Origin of the sequence: Ligilactobacillus sp. MP3, from assembly GCF_024436335.1 — a bacterium.
In the GTDB taxonomy this organism is placed as follows: Bacteria; Bacillota; Bacilli; order Lactobacillales; family Lactobacillaceae; genus Ligilactobacillus; species Ligilactobacillus salivarius.
Genome location: NZ_JANFQI010000009.1, coordinates 37,920 through 57,367, shown reverse-complemented (window position 1 = coordinate 57,367; position 19,448 = coordinate 37,920). Strand labels below are relative to the sequence as shown.

Annotated in this window: 16 protein-coding genes and 1 pseudogene; 4 read left to right on the top strand and 13 right to left on the bottom strand. The window is 34.3% G+C overall.

Annotation, left to right across the window (positions count from 1 at the left end):
- Positions 1 to 167: 167 nt before the first annotated feature.
- Positions 168 to 620 (bottom strand): annotated as a pseudogene (locus tag NOU10_RS07510) (CopY/TcrY family copper transport repressor); the annotation flags it as partial.
- Between the two features lie 501 nt (positions 621 to 1,121).
- Here NOU10_RS07510 and NOU10_RS07505 point away from each other — a divergent pair.
- Positions 1,122 to 1,754, top strand: coding sequence for a CPBP family intramembrane glutamic endopeptidase (locus NOU10_RS07505; RefSeq protein WP_255906473.1), 633 nt, complete (start codon positions 1,122 to 1,124; stop codon positions 1,752 to 1,754).
- A gap of 55 nt (positions 1,755 to 1,809) precedes the next feature.
- A complete protein-coding gene (locus NOU10_RS07500) occupies positions 1,810 to 2,481 on the top strand; it encodes a histidine phosphatase family protein (RefSeq protein ID WP_044004400.1) in 672 nt (223 codons plus the stop codon).
- 351 nt (positions 2,482 to 2,832) lie between these two features.
- Here NOU10_RS07500 and mnmG read toward each other — a convergent pair whose 3' ends face one another.
- Positions 2,833 to 4,746: a tRNA uridine-5-carboxymethylaminomethyl(34) synthesis enzyme MnmG gene (gene mnmG / locus NOU10_RS07495; protein ID WP_255906472.1), complete on the bottom strand. Its 1,914-nt coding sequence runs from the start codon at positions 4,744 to 4,746 to the stop codon at positions 2,833 to 2,835.
- A 24-nt stretch (positions 4,747 to 4,770) separates the two neighbouring features.
- The gene (mnmE, locus tag NOU10_RS07490; protein ID WP_003700790.1) at positions 4,771 to 6,165 is read right to left on the bottom strand and encodes a tRNA uridine-5-carboxymethylaminomethyl(34) synthesis GTPase MnmE; all 1,395 of its coding nucleotides are present in this window, start codon (positions 6,163 to 6,165) and stop codon (positions 4,771 to 4,773) included.
- Positions 6,166 to 6,604: 439 nt separating this feature from the next.
- Between mnmE and greA the strand changes: the two genes are divergently transcribed.
- Together greA and NOU10_RS07480 are read left to right on the top strand one after the other, a co-directional pair.
- Positions 6,605 to 7,078: a transcription elongation factor GreA gene (gene greA / locus NOU10_RS07485; RefSeq protein ID WP_003705013.1), complete on the top strand. Its 474-nt coding sequence runs from the start codon at positions 6,605 to 6,607 to the stop codon at positions 7,076 to 7,078.
- 178 nt (positions 7,079 to 7,256) lie between these two features.
- On the top strand, positions 7,257 to 7,886 hold the full coding sequence (locus tag NOU10_RS07480; RefSeq protein ID WP_255906471.1) for a L,D-transpeptidase: 630 nt from the start codon (positions 7,257 to 7,259) through the stop codon (positions 7,884 to 7,886).
- A 37-nt stretch (positions 7,887 to 7,923) separates the two neighbouring features.
- Here NOU10_RS07480 and NOU10_RS07475 read toward each other — a convergent pair whose 3' ends face one another.
- The 10 genes from NOU10_RS07475 to glpK form a co-directional block, all read right to left on the bottom strand.
- Positions 7,924 to 8,688: an ABC transporter ATP-binding protein gene (locus NOU10_RS07475; protein WP_003700786.1), complete on the bottom strand. Its 765-nt coding sequence runs from the start codon at positions 8,686 to 8,688 to the stop codon at positions 7,924 to 7,926.
- Positions 8,685 to 9,581, bottom strand: a complete 897-nt coding sequence (locus NOU10_RS07470) for an ABC transporter permease (RefSeq protein ID WP_003700784.1) — start codon at positions 9,579 to 9,581, stop codon at positions 8,685 to 8,687. The genes NOU10_RS07475 and NOU10_RS07470 overlap by 4 nt, the downstream gene beginning before the upstream one ends.
- The gene (gene trpX, locus NOU10_RS07465) at positions 9,578 to 10,570 is read right to left on the bottom strand and encodes a tryptophan ABC transporter substrate-binding protein (protein WP_255906470.1); all 993 of its coding nucleotides are present in this window, start codon (positions 10,568 to 10,570) and stop codon (positions 9,578 to 9,580) included. Before trpX ends, NOU10_RS07470 begins: the two co-directional genes overlap by 4 nt.
- 797 nt (positions 10,571 to 11,367) lie before the next feature.
- Entirely contained in the window at positions 11,368 to 12,453 is a 1,086-nt protein-coding gene (locus NOU10_RS07460; RefSeq protein WP_255906468.1) for a PotD/PotF family extracellular solute-binding protein, read from the bottom strand.
- The gene (locus tag NOU10_RS07455) at positions 12,453 to 13,289 is read right to left on the bottom strand and encodes an ABC transporter permease (protein ID WP_003709132.1); all 837 of its coding nucleotides are present in this window, start codon (positions 13,287 to 13,289) and stop codon (positions 12,453 to 12,455) included. The genes NOU10_RS07460 and NOU10_RS07455 overlap by 1 nt, the downstream gene beginning before the upstream one ends.
- Positions 13,290 to 14,090, bottom strand: coding sequence for an ABC transporter permease (locus tag NOU10_RS07450; protein ID WP_003700777.1), 801 nt, complete (start codon positions 14,088 to 14,090; stop codon positions 13,290 to 13,292).
- Positions 14,091 to 14,105: 15 nt separating this feature from the next.
- Complete coding sequence (locus NOU10_RS07445) at positions 14,106 to 15,194, bottom strand: ABC transporter ATP-binding protein (protein ID WP_003705023.1); 1,089 nt, start codon at positions 15,192 to 15,194, stop codon at positions 14,106 to 14,108.
- A 120-nt stretch (positions 15,195 to 15,314) separates the two neighbouring features.
- Positions 15,315 to 16,022 (bottom strand): MIP/aquaporin family protein, encoded by a 708-nt coding sequence (locus NOU10_RS07440; protein ID WP_255906467.1) that lies wholly within the window; start codon positions 16,020 to 16,022, stop codon positions 15,315 to 15,317.
- A gap of 35 nt (positions 16,023 to 16,057) precedes the next feature.
- On the bottom strand, positions 16,058 to 17,887 hold the full coding sequence (gene glpO / locus NOU10_RS07435; RefSeq protein ID WP_255906466.1) for a type 1 glycerol-3-phosphate oxidase: 1,830 nt from the start codon (positions 17,885 to 17,887) through the stop codon (positions 16,058 to 16,060).
- 12 nt (positions 17,888 to 17,899) lie between these two features.
- Complete coding sequence (gene glpK, locus NOU10_RS07430; RefSeq protein WP_003700771.1) at positions 17,900 to 19,414, bottom strand: glycerol kinase GlpK; 1,515 nt, start codon at positions 19,412 to 19,414, stop codon at positions 17,900 to 17,902.
- Between the last annotated feature and the right edge of the window lie 34 nt (positions 19,415 to 19,448).

Genomic DNA, 19,448 nt, shown 5'->3' with positions numbered 1-19,448 from the left:
TATGCACTTAATACTGAATAGTTAGTTTCTGCTAAAGCAGCATTGAGCGTTTAGGTATCAATCTTTGTTTGACTTTCAAGTACTGCTTTTTTAGTCGCTAAATCAACCTCTACAGATTCACCCCCTTCTATGACAAACGATTTATTCTCCAATTTTTTCGCTACGTATTCTCCATGATGATGTAAATGGCAATCGCATTGCCCTTCCGTACACTGACAATCCACTTCTTCTACTGCGAAAGCTTTTTTCATCTCTAATATTTCTTCTAGTCGCTGGATATCATCGAAGCTTAAGACATGATCTTCAATGATACTCCCTACTACATTCCCGACATTCTTTCGACAAATACGGTTGAAAATATCGTCTGTATAATTTCCTACGGCTTCTTTCTCTTCAATATTGGTAGTATAAATAAATTTTCTACCTTCTTGCTCTGTATTTAGTACGCCTTTTTCAACCAGTCGACCTAGGAGCGTTTTGATAGTGGCTTGTTTCCAGTCCATTTTTTCTTTCAATATGGAGATGATTTCTTTACTAGTCACTCGACCATTCGCCCAGACTACACGCATAACTTCCCATTCAGCATCTGTGATACAAGGTTTAACTACTATTGTACTCATTCTCTTCCCCTCCTTATTGTCTACATGTGTAAACGTAAATGTTGAGATAAGTTTACTATTGTAAACCATTCTTGTCAAGTCTTTTTTAAAATCTTACTTGCTTGTTCTATTTGTTTGTCTCTTAAACTCATGTTAATCAACCTTTCTTTTATTCATATCAACTTTACATTCTTATTATCTCAAAACTGGTGGCAACGTCTAACTTACACCGTATTTTTTAAACCAACAAAAAAGAGCAATGCTTTTTTTGCATCGCCCTGATTGCTATTCTTGCTCTTCTACTAGTTCAAAATTAACAATATTATCTCCAACAAGACTTACAATTTCTCCTACTTTCTTCAAGTACTTAGGCTGTAAGTACATCGTTTTTAATCAAATCCTGGTACTTCCACTGATACTCCTGTATTTCTAACTATCACTTTAATAGGTGAGATTATTGTTCCTATCTATCTCTTTATTTATTATCGTGCTAAAAATAATTTAGATGCACTTGATATTGTTATGCCATTTAAGAAAGATAAAATTGCTCAAAAATTTGGCATAGGATACCTCATAGGTTTTCTAGCTTTTGCTATAATTTTCGCCATTGCTGTTTTTGGTGGAGGTTTTACTACTAAGATTGTATGGTCAAGTAAAAATATTGTTTTATTTGTATTAATGCTTATTGGATTTCTCATCCAAGGAACTACCGAAGAAATTGTTTGTCGTGGTTATGTTCAAGGAAGGATTACTGAAAAATTAGGTGTATTTTGGGCAATTGCTCTTAGTGCCCTCTTCTTTGCAAGTGGTCACTTAGGAAATTCTGGTGTTTCGCTCGAAGGGTTCGTCGGTCTGCTTGCATTCGGTATTCTAACAGCCTTGCTTCGTTTTTATACAGGTGATCTTTGGCTATGTGGTGCTCTCCATGGTGCTTGGAATTTTGCTGAAGGCCCATTCTTTGGTACTCCAGTTTCTGGAATTAGTGGGACAGAACTATTATTTAAGTCTACTTCTGTACCTCACCATCCTTGGTTAAATGGTGATGCTTTCGGTATTGAAGCTAGTCTTACTTGCATCATCGTATTAATCTTATTATCATTTTTAACTGTTTACCTAGGTCAAAAATATTCAGATAATAAATTGGACCTAAACTAGTTTTTCTATGTTAAAATTTATAATAGATTAAATTTAGAGAAAGGTTTTGTATTCAATGGCATTTACAATTTACATGGTTCGTCATGGACAAACATTTTTAAATAAGTATAACCGTCTCCAAGGTTGGTGCGATTCCCCACTAACTCCTAAGGGAATGGAAGATGCTCATAGTGCTGGACGTCATCTAGCTCATATCAATTTTGATCATGCATATCATTCAGATACAACTCGTGCTATGAGAACATGTCGTTATATTCTTGAAGAAAACATTGCATCCAATGATATTACACCTAAAGAAATTCGCAATTTCCGTGAACAAAGCTTTGGTTATTTTGAAGGCAATGACTCTTCACAAGTTTGGACAATGTTAGGTGCTCAACATGGTGGCTATCGTTCATATAACGAACTTATTGCAAACTATAGTTTAGGTAAAACTCGCGACTTTTTAAATGAAATTGACCCATTCAAAGATGCAGAAACAGATGAACAATACTGGGCTAGAATCAATGCTGGCTTTGATCATCTTCGTCGTCATCGCCAAGATGGTGAAAACATTCTTCTTGTTAGTCACAGTATTACAATTAGAAGTATTGTAGATCGTTTTGCCCCAGAATTGGGAGCAGCTGAACTTGGACCTAGAAATGGTTCAGTTACTAAATTAATTGTTTCAAAAGATGATATTAAGGTTGAGTATTACAATCATCATTTAGATAGTGAAACTTACTAATATCAATAAAAAAAGTTTTATACCGACGTATTGGTATAGAACTTTTTTGTTATTTTTAGGTAAATTTATCTAGCTCATTTTCAATAAAAAACAAATTCTTATATATAAAAAACTCCATGGTCAACAACAGAAAAACCATGGAGAAAAAGGAGTTATATGTTATATCACCTTATAGTTTTATTTAATTAGGGGAGAAAACTATAAGGTATGAGAAAAAATGAAAAAGTCTAATAATAAATGGGGTTAATTTATCATTAGCTTATGTTCTATATAATATCTTCTAATTGTGAATAAATTATGAATTTTATCAAAATATTTTATCAAAATATATAAGAATAGATAAAGATCTCTTTAATCTTTAATTTTAGCAATCTTTCCTTGTTCAATATAAACAGCTAAAATGGATAGATCGGCTGGATTTACTCCTGAAATTCGTCCAGCTTGTGCTAATGTTTCAGGTTGGATCTTAGCTAATTTTTGTTGAGCTTCAGTAGCAATACCTTCAATACGAGAATAATCAATTCTTGCTGGAATCTTTTTAGCTTCCATACGCTTTAATTTTTCAACCTTAGCATATTCTTTTTTGATATATCCTTCATATTTGAATTGTATTTCAATTTGTTCAATTACACGTCTATCTAATGGTTCAGCAGGTGCTGGGATGAATTTCAATAGATCTTGATAAGTTACATAAGGTCTTCTTAAAAATTCAGTTGCTAGCACACCATCTTTTAATTCACGATCACCATGAGCTTCCACAAAGGCATTAACTTCAGCATTTGGCTTAATTCTAATCTTTGATAGTCTTTGCTTTTCAGCTTCAATTTGTGCTTTCTTTTCTTCAAAAGCAGCATAGCGTTCATCCGAAATCAAACCAATTTCATGACCTAATTCTGTTAAACGTAAATCTGCATTATCATGACGCAAAATTAAACGATATTCTGCACGTGAAGTTAGAAGACGATAAGGTTCGTTTGTTCCTTTTGTTACCAAATCATCAATCATAACACCGATGTAAGCATCGCTACGTTTCAAAGTGATTTCTTCTAGTCCCTTAGCACGACGACCAGCATTTACACCAGCAATAAAGCCTTGACCTGCAGCTTCTTCATAACCAGAAGTACCGTTAGTTTGTCCAGCTGTGTATAGTCCCTTGATCAACTTAGTTTCCAATGTTGGTCTTAGTTGATATGGTGAAACAACATCATATTCAATTGCATAACCTGGACGCATCATTTCAGCATGTTCTAAGCCATCAATAGAATGTACCATTTCTTGTTGAACTTCTTCTGGTAAAGATGTTGATAAACCTTGAACATAGTATTCATCGGTATTACGTCCTTCAGGTTCCAAGAACAATTGATGACGAGGTTTGTCAGAAAAACGTACAATCTTGTCTTCGATTGATGGACAGTAACGAGGTCCAACCCCTTCAATAACACCAGTAAACATTGGTGCTCTGTCTAAATTATCTTGAATAATTTTATGTGTATATTCGTTAGTATATGTTAACCAACATGATAATTGATCCTTAACTTTTAAGTAATCTTCATCCTTAGATTCATAACTAAAGTGGTTAGGCTCCACGTCACCTGGTTGTTCTTCAGTCTTGTCGTAATCAATAGTATTTCCATCGACACGAGGTGGAGTACCTGTCTTAAATCTCTTTAATTCAAATCCTAATTTAGCTAAGTTCTTGGATAATTCTAAAGCTGGTTGAGTATTGTTTGGACCAGAAGAATACATTAATTCACCAATGATAATCTTTCCACGAGCAGCTGTACCAGTTGTCAAAACTACTGATTTTGCACCGTAACAAGCACCAGTATTGGTTACTACACCTTTAACTTCACCATCTTCAATAATCAAGTCATCAACAATTCCTTGACGCAAAGTTAAATGTGGTGTTTGTTCAATTGTATGTTTCATTTCAATAGAATATTGACGCTTGTCAGCTTGGGCTCTTAAAGCACGTACAGCAGGACCTTTACCTGTATTCAACATTCTCATTTGAACATAGGTCTTATCAATATTACGTCCCATTTCGCCACCCATGGCATCAATTTCTCTAACTACAATTCCTTTAGCTGGTCCACCAATAGATGGATTACATGGCATAAATGCAACCATTTCAAGGTTAATTGTAATTAGTAAAGTTTCATTACCCATTCTAGCTGAAGCCAAGGCTGCCTCGCATCCAGCATGTCCTGCCCCAACAACAATTACATCATAGTCTTTAGCTTTATATCTTTTTCCGAATTCCATGATTTCCCTCTTTGTTCTTTTCTCTTATTTTCCTAGACAGAATTGACTAAATAATTGTGTTAATAGTTCATCTTGATAAGAATCACCCGTAATTTCACCTAATTCATCCCAGGCATTTGTCATATCAATTTGACATAGATCGACTGGCATTCCAGAATCTAATCCTTGTAAAACTGCATCTAAAGAATCTTCTGCTTGATTTAATAAAGCAATATGACGAGCATTTGTTACCATAATTGTAGATTGTGAATTTTCTATTCCACCGAAGAACAGTTCTGCAATCTTTTCTTCTAACTTATCTACCCCTGTTTTCTTTAAAACAGATGTCGTAATAAGTTCATCTTCTGGCACTAATTCACGCACTTCATCCATATTAAGCTTTTGTGGTAAATCTGTCTTATTTAAGATAACAATTCTCTTTTTACCACTCGTAGCCTGAATTAATTCTTTATCTTCATCAGTTAACTCTTCGCTAGCATTTAAAACTAACATAACTAAATCGGCTTGTTCAATCGCTTTTCTAGAACGTTCAACCCCTATCCTTTCAACCTTATCTTCAGTTTCTCGGATTCCGGCTGTATCGATCAATTTCAAAGGAACGCCTCTTACATTAACATATTCCTCAATTACATCGCGCGTTGTTCCAGCAATATCTGTTACGATTGCTTTGTCTTCATGAAGTAAATGATTCAATAGACTAGATTTCCCAACATTTGGTCGTCCTACAATTGCAGTTGCCAAGCCTTCACGTAAAACTTTTCCTTGCTTAGCAGTTGTTAACAATTGTTGAATACTCTTCTTAACTTCAATTGCTTTTTCACGTAACATCTTAGTGGTTAGTGTTTCCACATCGTCGTATTCTGGATAGTCAATATTAACTTCAACTTGAGCCAAAACATCTAAGATATCTTGACGTAAGTTTCTAATTAAATGTGATAAATTACCATCTAATTGATTTAAAGCCACTTTCATTGAACGATCAGTCTTAGCTCTGATTAAGTCCATTACAGATTCTGCTTGAGTTAAGTCAATTCTTCCATGTAAGAAAGCACGCTTTGTGAATTCACCAGGTTCTGCTAATCTTGCTCCATTTGATAATAGTAATTGTAGAATTTGGTTAGTTGGAACAATCCCTCCGTGACAATTTATTTCAATAACATCTTCACGAGTAAATGTTCTAGGTGCTAACATTACTGACACCATTACTTCATCAAGTTCTTCATTAGTTTTAGGATTAACAATATGTCCGTAATTAATGGTATGTGTTGGAACTTTTTCTAAATTTTTTCCTTTAAACACCTTATTTGCAATCTTAACAGCATCTTCTCCACTTAAACGAACAATTGAAATCGCCCCTTCTCCAGGTGGAGTTGAAATTGCAGCGATTGTATCAAATTCTGTTGGTACCATTGTAGCCATGCCCTTACCTCCTTACTTCTTTACAATACATAAATTTAAACAAATAAAAAAGTGCCTACACCACGCCCCATAAATTAAAATAGGGAACGTGGACAAAGCACTTTGACTACTTCATCTAAGTTCAGATAAGAATGATTACTTATAATATATATTCTTGTATAAAAAATGTCAATATTGACTATCTATTGCCCAACATATATAGATTATTAATATCTTTACTTTTTACGTTTTGTTAAACTACTTTGAACTAATAATAAAATACCAATTAAAGCTGTTAATCCTAAAATATCTGCAGTAATTATTTCACTCACTTCTCTCTTACTAACATTTTATAAGTAACCACTATACAATGACTACTTCCTTATGTCAATTATTTACTATTGGAATTTGAAATTTTTCTTATTATAATTATCTCTATAACTTACAAAGAGGTGACAATATGCCCAAAATATATTTCCAGAAAATGACACCAAACGGTTATAAACAAATCGAAAATGAAATTGAACAATTAAAACTCGATCGTCCGGCTAAAATCAAACAACTTCAAGAAGCTAGAGCTTTAGGTGATTTATCAGAGAATGCTGAATATAGTGCCGCTAAACGTGACTTACGTCATTTAGAAAGTCGATTACGCTACTTAAATAAACAACTTCAATATGCAGAAATCATAACTCCTAAAAATGCTGATAGTGTAGATATTGGAACCACTGTAACTATCCAATTCGATGATGATGAAAACGACCTAGAAACATATCAGATCGTTGGAAAGCAAGAAGTTAATGTTGATGATAACAAAATTTCTTTTGTTTCTCCTATAGGTAAGGCTATTATGCACAAAAAAGTTGGTCACACAGCTACTGTTATTGCTCCAGCTGGCTCTTACACTGTCAAAATCATCTCTATTTCGATATGAAAAAAGCTAGGACCTTTTCCTAGCTAAACCGTATAATATAGAAACTACAGTATAACATGTATTTTTTGAAAATACAATACTCTTACAAAATTATTAAGTTTTGTCAACTTTATCTGCTTATTTTTGACTATTAATCTGCTATACGTTAAATTAGTATAGAGAGAAAGGGGTGCTAGTTTTGCCTTCTAGATCTGAAAAATTTAGCAAAAGAAAACATCAACAGAATTTTTTCAAATTTCTACTGATACTTGTCGTAATTGCCGTTGGTGGTTACAAGTTACTTTTTAATTATGCTAAAAATACAGCTAGTCAAAATGTTAATTCGAGTAGTTCCAGTGTTGAAACTGTTGTTACTCACCAAGCATCTAAAGTAGATTGGCAAAGTCCATCTGAGAAAAAACCATATCCAGATGTTAATGCCTATGCCAATATGTGGGTTAAAGTTTCAACTAGCAAGCATCGCGTCTACCTTATGAATGGTAATAAAGTTTTATATACCATGTTATGTTCTACTGGCTCCAAGGGTCAAGAAACACCTAAGGGAACTTTCGAAATTCAAGCTGAGCGTGGCGATCATTTCTACAATGCTCAGTCTGGTGAAGGTGCAAACTACTGGGTATCTTTTAAAGATCACGGAATTTATCTTTTCCATACAGTTCCAGTTGATGCTAACGGTAATTATGTCGTTTCCGAAGCTGAACAATTGGGAAAATCAAGTAATTCTCATGGTTGTGTACGTTTATCTGTCGCAGATGCTAAATGGTTTTATGAAAATATTAAAACAGGAACAAAAGTTGTTGTTGAATAATAAAAAGCTACCGGTCCAAAAACCAGTAGCTTTTTACTTAGTTTGCGAAATATTTTAATACATCTTCTTCAGTTAACTTTTCTCTTTCTGCACCCTTAGCATCTAGCACAACCTTACCATCATTTAAAATCACAGTTCGATTACCATACTTTAGTGCATCTTTCATTTGGTGAGTAATCATGATACATGTTAAATTTTCTTTTTCTACAACTTCATTTGTTAATTCTAACAATTGGTGACTCGTATTAGGATCTAAAGCTGCAGTATGTTCATCCAATAATAACAATTCTGGCTTTTGAATTGTTGCCATTAAGAAGCTTAACGTCTGTCTTTGACCACCAGAAAGGCTACCAGCAAAAGTATTCAGTCTATCTGACAAACCATTGGGTAGTTGTGCCGTTTCTTCCTTGAACTCTGCTAAATGTTTCTTCAGACCTCTAAGTCTTAACCCTCTTTTTTGGCCACGTTTAGTAGCTAATAATAAATTTTCAGCAACCGTCATTCTTGGAGCTGTTCCCATCTTAGGATCTTGAAATACCTGAGCGATATATTTAGCGCGTTTAACTTCTGATAACTTAGTCAAATCATGATTATTTAGAACTACTTGACCAGAAGTAGTATTCAATGATCCATTGATTACATTCAATAAAGTTGACTTACCAGCACCATTTGTTCCTAGTAATGTTACGAAATCACCTTTCTCTAAAGTTAAGTTCAAATCCTTTAAAATTCTTTTTTCTTCAGGTGTTCCAATATTCACAGTAGTATTAATGTTCTTTAATTCTAGCGCTACTTGGCTCATGGACGTTCAACCCCTTTCTTCAAAACTTTATTAACGTGAAATTTCTTTTGTAATAGTGGTAGCATTAAGCAGAATGCCAAAATTATTGCTGAAAGTAATTTGTAGTCATTAGTGCTGAAGCCTAGTTTCAAGACAATTAATAGCACGAAACGATATAAAATACTTCCGACTACTACGGCCACCAAACGTGCAGTCAAACTCAATTCTCCATATGCTACTTCACCAATAATAATAGCAGCTAAACCAATAACGATTGTTCCCACACCCATGTTTACGTCAGCATAACCGTTATTTTGTGAAATCAATCCACCTGCTAAACCAATTAAACCGTTAGAAATCATGAGCCCTAATATTTTTGTATTGTCAGTATGGATTCCTAATGAACGTGCCATTTTTTCATTATCACCAGTAGCGATAAATGCTTGTCCAATATCTGTATTTAGAAAAACTGCCAATAAAATTACGATAACTATTGTAAAAATAATTCCCACACAGACACTGTCAAAACCGTCTGGTAAATTCTTTAAAAATTCTGGTGAGAATAATGTCTTTTGATGCATCAAACCAACATTGGCTCTTCCAAGTATGCGTAAGTTAATAGAGTAAATACCTGTCATTACTAAAATACCTGCTAGTAAAATAGGAATTCTACCTTTTGTATAAAGTAAACCTGTCATTAATCCTGTTAATAATCCTGCACCAAAAGATAATGCAGTTGCGACAATTGGATTAACTCCATGAACCAAAGCTGATACACATACAGCTGCACCAAATGGGAATGTCCCTTCAACTGTCATATCAGGGAAATTTAAAATTCTAAATGTTAAGAATAAACCTAACGCTAATATTCCCCATAATAAGCCTTGACCTATTGCTGATGTTACCAAACTCATTTTATAATTTCCCCTTTCTCATTTGCTTGCTTTATAGCACTTGCTGGTACTTTCAAACCAAGCTTATCTGCTTGTTTTTGATTAATAATTGTAGAACCTTTTTTCACTGTTTCGACTGGCATTGTTGCTGGATTCTTACCTCTAAGTTCTTGAGCTGCCATCTTACCTGTTAATTTTCCTAATTCATATTGACTAACACTAACAGTTGCTACACCGCCACCTTTAATCATTGAGTCAACACCTGGGAAAATTGGAATATTCTTCGCATTAGTATTCTTTACTAAAGTAGAGAAACCAGAAGCAACGGTGTTATCAGAAGGTACATAAACAGCTTGTACTTCACTTGCCATAGTTACAGATACTTGATCAATATCATTAGTAGAAGTTATTGTATAAGTTTTAACTGTAATTCCTACTTTTTCAGCTAACTTCTTAAATTCCTTATATTCGGCAGTTGATGAATCATCGCTGGATGTGTAAATTACTCCAATGTTTTTCAAGTCTGGCATGAATTCTCTAATCAACTTCACTTGAGCAGCGACAGGTTCTTTGTGCATTACCCCAGAAACTGTACCACCTGGCTTTTCTAAAGTTTTTACCAAACCAGTTCCAACTGGATCACTTACAGCTCCCATTGTAATAGGAATCTTACTATTTTCATTTGCCAGTGATTGAACTGCAGGTGTAGCAATTCCAATAAGTACTGATGCTTTTTCCTGTACAAATCTATCACTCATTGTCTTTAAGTTACTTTGATCACCTTGAGCATTTTGGTAATCAATCTTCATAGTCTTACCATTTACAAAACCTTCTTCTTTCAATCCATCCACTATTCCTTGATGGATTTGATCTAAAGCTGGATGACTTAATGTTTGTAAAATAGCGATTGTAGGCATTTTATTTTTGCTTTCTTCTTGCTTTTTTTCTACGTTAAAAGCTACTCCTAAAAATATTGCTAATGCAATAATTGTTGCTATTAATCTTTTCATTTTTCTTAAAATCCTTTCTTTGAAATTTATCTTCAATTATCTGTTCAAATTGTCGTACCAACAAAAAAGGCACCTCCCACATTTTGCAGGAGATGCCTAAAAAAACAAAACCCACACGAAGTACTTAATCCGTGCGGGCAATTGAAGAAATATAATATATAGCCAGCACAGATACGACAATCTGACAAGGTCGTATCTGCACTCACAGAAACAACCCTAATACTGGCTTTGCCAACGAATATTCAATTCATTAATCTTAGAGTTATTCATAATACTTCTTCCTTTCCGTCATTTGTTGTAATTGATTATACAAAAGGCTACTTATTGTTGTCAACACATTTCTTAAAAATAAGTTAATTTTATTTTAATATAGAAAACGCTTGCAAACTAAGATAATATATGTTATAAAATAAGTGTAAGGAGTCAAAGGATTCCCACAATTAGTACGAATCATACAACTGAATAGTCGTTGTTGCAATAAGTCCTTAGAGGGTGATAGAACCAACAACTTGAGTTTAGACATTTTAATATGTCAGAAAATCTTGATTTTGAATTGCGTTACTAATTGGATTAATTAGGAGATCTTGTTAGGTTATGAACCAACAGATAGAAAATATTTTTAAAGGTGTGGGAACAATTGAGTAGAACTCCTTATTATAAGATTAACAACTCTTAGCTTCATTGAAGACAGGGAACATTAGATTCCAAGTGATATTAAAGTTAAATGAAGAAGCTAAGGGTTGTTTTGTTGTGTTTTTAAAAAGCAGTACTGGTGAAAATACCAGTACTGCTTATTTTTATTGTCGATACATTTTTAATTCTAAAAAATCGTCATTATATTTTTCTAGATATGTTTGTCCTAAGTCTGCATACACTTCCATTTTCCTCATTTGATTCTTAGTAGGATAGAATTGCTTATCAGAAGTTATAGACTTAGGAAGTAATTTAGCTGCTTTATCATTTGGCGTAGCATAACCAATATATTCTGCATTTTGTGCAGCATTCTTTGGTTCTAACATGAAGTTAATGAATTCATACGCACCTTTAACATTCTTAGCTGTCTTAGGAATAACAATATTATCAAACCACAAGTTAGTTCCATCATCTGGGATTACATAGTGAAGATGAGAATTATTATCTAACATTTCTGATGCTTCCCCCGAATATGTTACTGCCAAAGGCGCTTCATCGTTTTGCATATACGTTTTAATTTCATCTGCTACAAAAGCTTTAGCATTAGGTGTTAGATTCTTTAACTTATCATATGCCTGATTAATCTGAGAATCATTCTTAGAATTCAAGGAATATCCTAAACTATTAAGACCAATTCCTATAAATTCTCTAGCACCATCGATAAATAAGATTTGTTTACGGTACTTAGAATTCCACAAGTCATTCCAATTAGTTATTTCACCTGGTTTTATGTATTTATCATTGTAAACAATCCCTAATGTTCCCCAAAAATAAGGTACAGAGTATTTATTATGTTTATCAAAACTTAAATTCAAAAATTGAGAATCAATGTTATTCATCCCCTTTATTTTTTGCTTATCTAGAGGCATCAACAATTTTTCTTTTGCCATTTTTTGAATCATATAATCACTTGGAACAGCAATATCATATGGTGTTCCACCTTGTTTAATTTTGGTAAACATTGCTTCATTAGAGTCAAAAGTTTCGTAATTAACTTTATACCCTGTTTGTTTTTCAAACTTCTTTATAAGTTGTGGATCAATATAATCTCCCCAATTGTAAATATTTAATACTTTTTTACTACTGCTATTCGTTTGTGTGTTTTCTGTACGATTAAGTCTCATAACACCTAAGGACAAACATACAATAATTACAATAATTCCTGATATTAGTGCTAGTAATTTTTTCATTAGTGTAGCACCTCTTTTCTAACTTGCTTACCTTGGCGGCGATGGTTGGCGCTATTATCACGACTGATAAAATAATAACCTATCACTAAAACTAAAGAGAACAAAAATACTAACGCACTCAAAGCATTAATCTCTAAACTGACTCCTCGTCTAGCACGTGAGTAAATTTCAACTGACAGAGTTGTAAAGCCATTTCCTGTAACAAAGAATGTAACTGCAAAATCATCCAATGAATATGTGAATGCCATAAAGTATCCTGCAATTATTCCTGGTGTTAGGTAAGGAAGTACAACATTTGTTAAAACTTGCCAGTGGTTTGCACCTAGATCATAAGCTGCCATCGTCAAAGAATCTTGCATTTCTTGTAATTTGGGTAATACCATCAAAACTACAATTGGAATACTAAAAGCTATGTGGGATAACAGTACACTAGCAAATCCTAATGATAAACTATGTATCCAGGAACCTAATAGTGTAAATAGAATTAAGAAACTAGCACCTATAATAACATCTGGCGATACAATCAAAATATTATTTAATGATAATAAAGCCAGTCTTGTTCTGCGTTTTTGGTAACGATAAATTGAAATTGCACCAAAAGTTCCTATCATAGTCGCAATCAATGCAGATAAGAAAGCTAAAATAAAAGTTTCTAACAAGATTATCAATAATCGCGTATCAGCAAATAATTCTTGAAAATGAACCCAACTAAAACCTTCAAATCTATTCATCGTTTCACCGCTATTAAAGGCATAAAATATTAAGTAAAAGATTGGTGCATATAAGAAGATAAACATTACCCATAGATACACATTTTTCCAATTAATTTTCTTCATCTATTTATGCCCCCTTTTCTCGCCGGTAATTACCATAACAATGAACATTATAACAATCAAAACAACACCAATTGTTGAACCCATTCCCCAATTTTGTGTTACCAAGAAATGTTCTTCGATAGCAGTACCTAGAGTGATTACCCTATTTCCTCCTATCAAACGTGTCAACATAAATAGTGAGAGCGATGGAATAAATACTGCCTGAATTCCACTTTTTACCCCATTCATAGATAATGGCATTACAACTTTAAAGAAGGTTTGCCATTCATTAGCACCTAAATCTCGACTAGCACGTAAAACTGACGGATTAATTTCTTCAAGGGCATTAAATATTGGCATTATCATGAAAGGTATTTGAATATAGGTCGCAACAACAATAAAACTAAAATCAGTAAATAATATCTGTTTAGGTCCTATTCCAAAAAAACTAAGGAAATGATTTACACTTCCGTCAATTCCAAAAATACCAATAAAGGCATAAGCTTTTAACAACAAATTAACCCAGGTTGGTAAGATGACTAACAATAGCCAAAGTTCTTTATGCTTTAACTTCGTCAAAAAATATGCCATGGGATAACTTACTAAAACCGTAAAAAAGGTAATAATAAAAGCATATAGGAATGAGTTAAAAGTCATCATTAAATACTTGCCTGAACCGAAATAATTTCCATAGTTACTTAAAGTGAAGTTCCCATGGATATCTATGAAAGAATAATAGACAATTAACAACACTGGAGCAATTACAAATAAACCTATCCATAGATAATAAGGGATTGTTAATAAAGGATTTATCTTTTTCATTTACTATTCCCCCTATTAATCATTATAGCTATCCAAACGAGCATCAAAATCTTCTTCTGATTCATTGAATCTCATAACATGGATATCTTCAGGTCCAAATGAAAGTCCAATATTTTCACCTGGTACAGCTCGCTTGGTAGAATGTACTAACCATTTATTACCTAAGGCATCTGTACAACGAATTTCATAATGAACCCCTCTGAATAATTGTGTATCTACTTTAACCTTCAATTGTCCCTTTTCTGGGCTTGTCAAAACTAAATCTTCAGGTCTGATCACAACTTCAACTGGTTCGTTAGGCTTCATTCCTCCGTCAACACAAGGAAATTGTTGACCAGCAAACTCTACCAACTCATCTTTAATCATTATTCCATTTACAATGTTAGATTCTCCAATAAAATCTGCCACATAATGATTAATTGGTTCATCATAAATGTCTACTGGCGTTCCACTTTGAACAATATTACCATTATTTAAAACAAAGATTTCATCACTCATCGCCAAAGCTTCTTCTTGATCATGAGTAATAAAAATAAATGTTATTCCTAGTTTCTTTTGTAATGAACGTAATTCATATTGCATTTCTGCTCTTAACTTTTGATCCAAAGCTGAAAGCGGCTCATCTAACAAGAGAACCTTAGGATCCAATACGATCGCTCTTGCAATTGCAACACGTTGTCTTTGCCCACCTGACATTTCAGATATAGCTCGATCTTCATAACCATCTAAACGTACCATGCGCAAGGCCTCAGTAACCTTTTCCTTAATTTTATCAGCTGGAACTTTCTTTATTTTCAATCCGAATGCAATATTATCGTACACATTCAAGTGTTGAAATAATGCATAGTCTTGGAATACTGTATTAACTTGTCTCTTGTTAGCTGGTACATCATTTATTCGTTTACCATCAAAATAAACGTCTCCTGAGGTAGCATCAGACAAACCTGCAATAATATTTAAAATCGTAGTTTTACCACACCCTGAGGGACCCAACAGCGTATAGAATTTACCCTCTTCTATATCAAAACTTACATCTTTCAGTACTTGAACATCGTCATCATAACTTTTAACAACATGTTTAAATGAAATTAATGGCTGCTTCAACTTTTTCACCTCGTTATCTTTTATTGTCTTCAAAAGATAAATTGTAGCACACTTTTATATACAAAAAAAGAGAAGTGCAAGCCCTTTACACTTCTCTTCTAAAATATATATTTACTTATTCTACATTAAGAAATATTGAGCACCTGCTGCAAGTAATCCACCTGCTAGTGGTCCGAACATTGGAACCCAAGCATAACCCCAGTTTGAATCACCTTTATTAGGTACTGGTAATACTGAGTAAGCAAATCTTGGAGCCCAGTCACGAGCTGGATTCAAGGCAAATCCTGTTGTTCCACCTAAAGCTTGACCAACTACCATGATTAGTAAACCAACAATCAATGGCTTCAATCCTTTTGTAAAGTCTCCTAAGTTTAATAATGTTAGGATGAATACAAAAGTTGCGATTGTTTCACTTAAGAAATTGTATAAGCCATTGTTAATAGCAGGACCTGTTGCAAAAATTCCTACTACATTACCGTCATCAGCGTCTTTTGCGTTCTTAAATTGTGCTCCGTATTGGATGATGACTAAAACAGCACCAACAAAAGCTCCTAAGAATTGACCTAATAAGTATGGCAATACTTGATCCCATGGGAAGAATCCAAAGATTGCGAATGGGATTGTAACTGCAGGATTTAAATGTCCTTGAGAACCAAAGCTACCAGCTACATAAACACCAAATGTTACAGCCATACCCCAAGCAATTGTGATGAATAGCCAACCTGAATTACGTGCATATGATGTTTTGAGGTTAACACCAGCACCCGTGCCCACACCTAGTACGATTAGAACCATTGTCCCTAAAAATTCTCCTAAAAACCCGTTCACACAAATCACCTCTATAATTTAGTTTTATCAGCTGTTTACTTCAAGTATGCTAAGCTTGATTCTGCAATAGTTTCATCTAATTGCTTAGCTGCAGCTGCTTTTTCTTCTTCATTCCATTCCATGATGCGTGCCATTTCATCAACAAAGGCATCTTTCTTCATCATTAATTCATCTTTATGGAAGAGAACATAGTTTGTACGACGTAATAAGAAGTCTACTAAATTCAAGGTCATTTCTTCATTTACAGAGTAATGTAAGCTCAATGTGTCAGCTAAAGTTAAACCTGGAGCTGCTTCTACATCGTCTGCGTAAGAAATTACACGACTTGTGTTTGAACCAAAGCGATTTGCCAAGTCAGCAGCATCTGCAGCTGGCATACCTTTGTCCATCGCAATCTTTTGATAGAATTTCATTGTTTCATCAACATTTGTAGGATCGAAATGTCCACCTGAAACTTGTAATTTCTTAGAATCAACTTCACGTACATCTTTATTAAATAATTCTTTGAATAACTTACGGATTAATTCCATTGCTCCAGCTGCCATCTTACGATAGTCAGTAATCTTACCACCAGAAAGTGTGATTAAACCATCATCACCTACTTTAAGTGAAGAACCACGAGATACTTGTGATGGGCTTAGAGTCTTTTCTGCTGAAGCTGTCTTCAAGCTGCTGATTGATTTTTCAACTTCGCTACGACTTGCTTCATCTTTGCTGTATGCCACAGCTGTCTTAATTAAGTTTTCGAAACTTTCATCTGATACTTTACCAGTGTTAGATCCACCACCGTTATAGTCAGAACTTCCATTACCAGATAGAAGTGGTCTTAAACCTGCCCAGCTTGCTTCGATATCATTAATTGTAATTTCAGCTTCTGGGTATCTGTTGTTGATAGCTTTTAATAAGTAATCTACATCAGCTTGCTCAACTCTTGGATGCTTGTAATCACCAGTGTAGTCTGTGTCTGTTGTACCAAAGTATGTTTTGTTTTCACGTGGAACAACGAAAATCATACGACCGTCACCAATTCCAGAATCAAAATATGTTGGTTGAGGAACTCTTAGACGTGAGCTATCTACAACTAAATGCACACCCTTAGTTGGACGAATTACTTCGCCTTCACCATTCTTATCATCTAAGCCTAATGTCTTAGTTACCCATGGACCTGTAGTATTAATTACCATCTTAGCTTTGATTTCAAATTCTTCATCTGTTAATAAGTCTTTAGCTTTTACACCATTAATACGCCCATTATCATCATGAAGGACACCTACAACCTTAACGTGACTAGCCATTAAGCCACCTAATTCGTCAGCTTCTTTAATATTTTCAATAACTAAACGAGCATCGTTATTTACATAATCAAGGTAAACACCTGCACCTAATAACTTATCGCTCTTCAAGTTTGGTTCGCGTTGCAATACTTCTTCACGAGAAATTGTGTAGTTAGCATATTGTGTGCCTGTTACTCCAGCTAAACGGTCATATAAGTCCATCGCAATCTTAACACTGAACATGTCGAATGTTGAACTTGGATCGTCATAAATAGGTAATAACATTGGGAAAGGTCTTGGAATATGTGGAGCAATTCCTTGAACAACTGCACGTTCTTGTACAGTATCTGCAACAACACCTACATCAAATGTCTTTAGGTATCTGATACCACCATGAACTAATTTTGTAGAACGAGAACTTGTTCCTTCAGCAAAGTCTTGCATTTCAACTAAACCAGTCTTCAAACCGGAAGCTGTAGCTTGGAGGGCAACACCTGCACCTGTAATTCCCCCACCAATTACTAACAAATCTAATTCTTCATTCTTTAATTTATCAACTGTGTTTTTACGTGTTTTAATTGAAAATGTCATTGTATCTTCCTCCTAAAGATTTTCGTTTATTTTATGTTTGAATATACGTGTTGCTTCTACTGCGTTCTTCCATCCAGCATATAGATATTCTCTAGCATCATCGGACATTTCTGGTTCAAATCTACGACCAACTGTAAATAATTCTTTCAATTCATCTGTGTCTTTCCAGAAACCAACTGCCAATCCAGCTAAGAAAGCTACACCTAGAGCTGTTGTTTCTAAGTTTCCAGCTCTTTCAACTGACTTATTAAGCAAATCAGATTGGAATTGTAACAAGTAGTTATTCATAGCAGCTCCACCGTCAACACGAAGGACTGGAATCTTAATACCTGTATCTTTTTCCATCGTATCTAATACATCTCTTGTTTGGTAAGCAAGTGATTGTAAAGTAGCTTTAATAAAGTCATTCTTAGTTGTACCACGTGTTAATCCGAACACTGCCCCACGAGCATCACTATCCCAGTAAGGAGCACCTAAACCTGTAAAGGCTGGAACAACGTAAACTTCATTATGGTTAGTTGATTCATTAGCTGCTCTTTCTGATTCAGGAGCTGATTCAATAATTTCCATACTATCTCTTAACCATTGAAGTGCTGAACCAGATACAAATACTGAACCTTCTAAAGCAAAATTAATCTTGCCATCGATAGAATATCCAATAGTTGTTAACAAGTTATTCTTAGAAAGAACTGGTTTATTACCTGTATTCATTACGATAAATGAACCTGTACCATAAGTATTCTTAACTGTTCCATCTTCTAAAGCTAATTGACCGAATAAAGCAGATTGTTGGTCACCAGCCATACCAGAAATAGGAACTTGACTACCAAAGAAGTGGTATGCTGCAGTTTGACCATAGATTTCAGAATTTCCTTTAACTTCTGGTAATAGAGCTTCAGGAATATTCAATAATTCTAAAATTTCTTTATCCCATTTCAAATCATGAATGTTGAACAACATTGTACGACTAGCATTAGAATAATCTGTTACGTGAACTTTACCACCTGTTAATTTCCATGTAAGCCATGTATCAATCGTACCGAATAATAACTCGCCTTTTTCAGCACGTTCTTGAGCACCTTCTACATGATCTAAGATCCAACGAATCTTTGTTGCTGAGAAGTAGGCATCAATGATTAAACCTGTCTTTTCATGAATAGTATCAGAATAACCTTCATCAATTAATTTTTGTGCAATGTCACTTGTTTGTCTTGATTGCCAAACAATAGCGTTATAAATTGGTAATCCTGTTTCTTTGTCCCAAATAATAGTTGTTTCACGTTGGTTAGTAATACCAATACCTGCAATTTGTTTTGGTTGTATCCCTGAGCTAATAAAAGAATTAGCTATTGTTGATAATACTGCGTTCCAAATTTCATTAGCGTCATGTTCTACCCAACCTGGTTGAGGGAAATATTGACGAAATTCTTTTTGTCCTTCAGCAACTTTATTTCCTTTTTTATCGAAGATAATCGCACGTGTACTTGTAGTACCTTCGTCGATAGCCATAATATATTTATCTGACATCATTGGACCTCCTTATGTACCTCTTTTAAGAAAA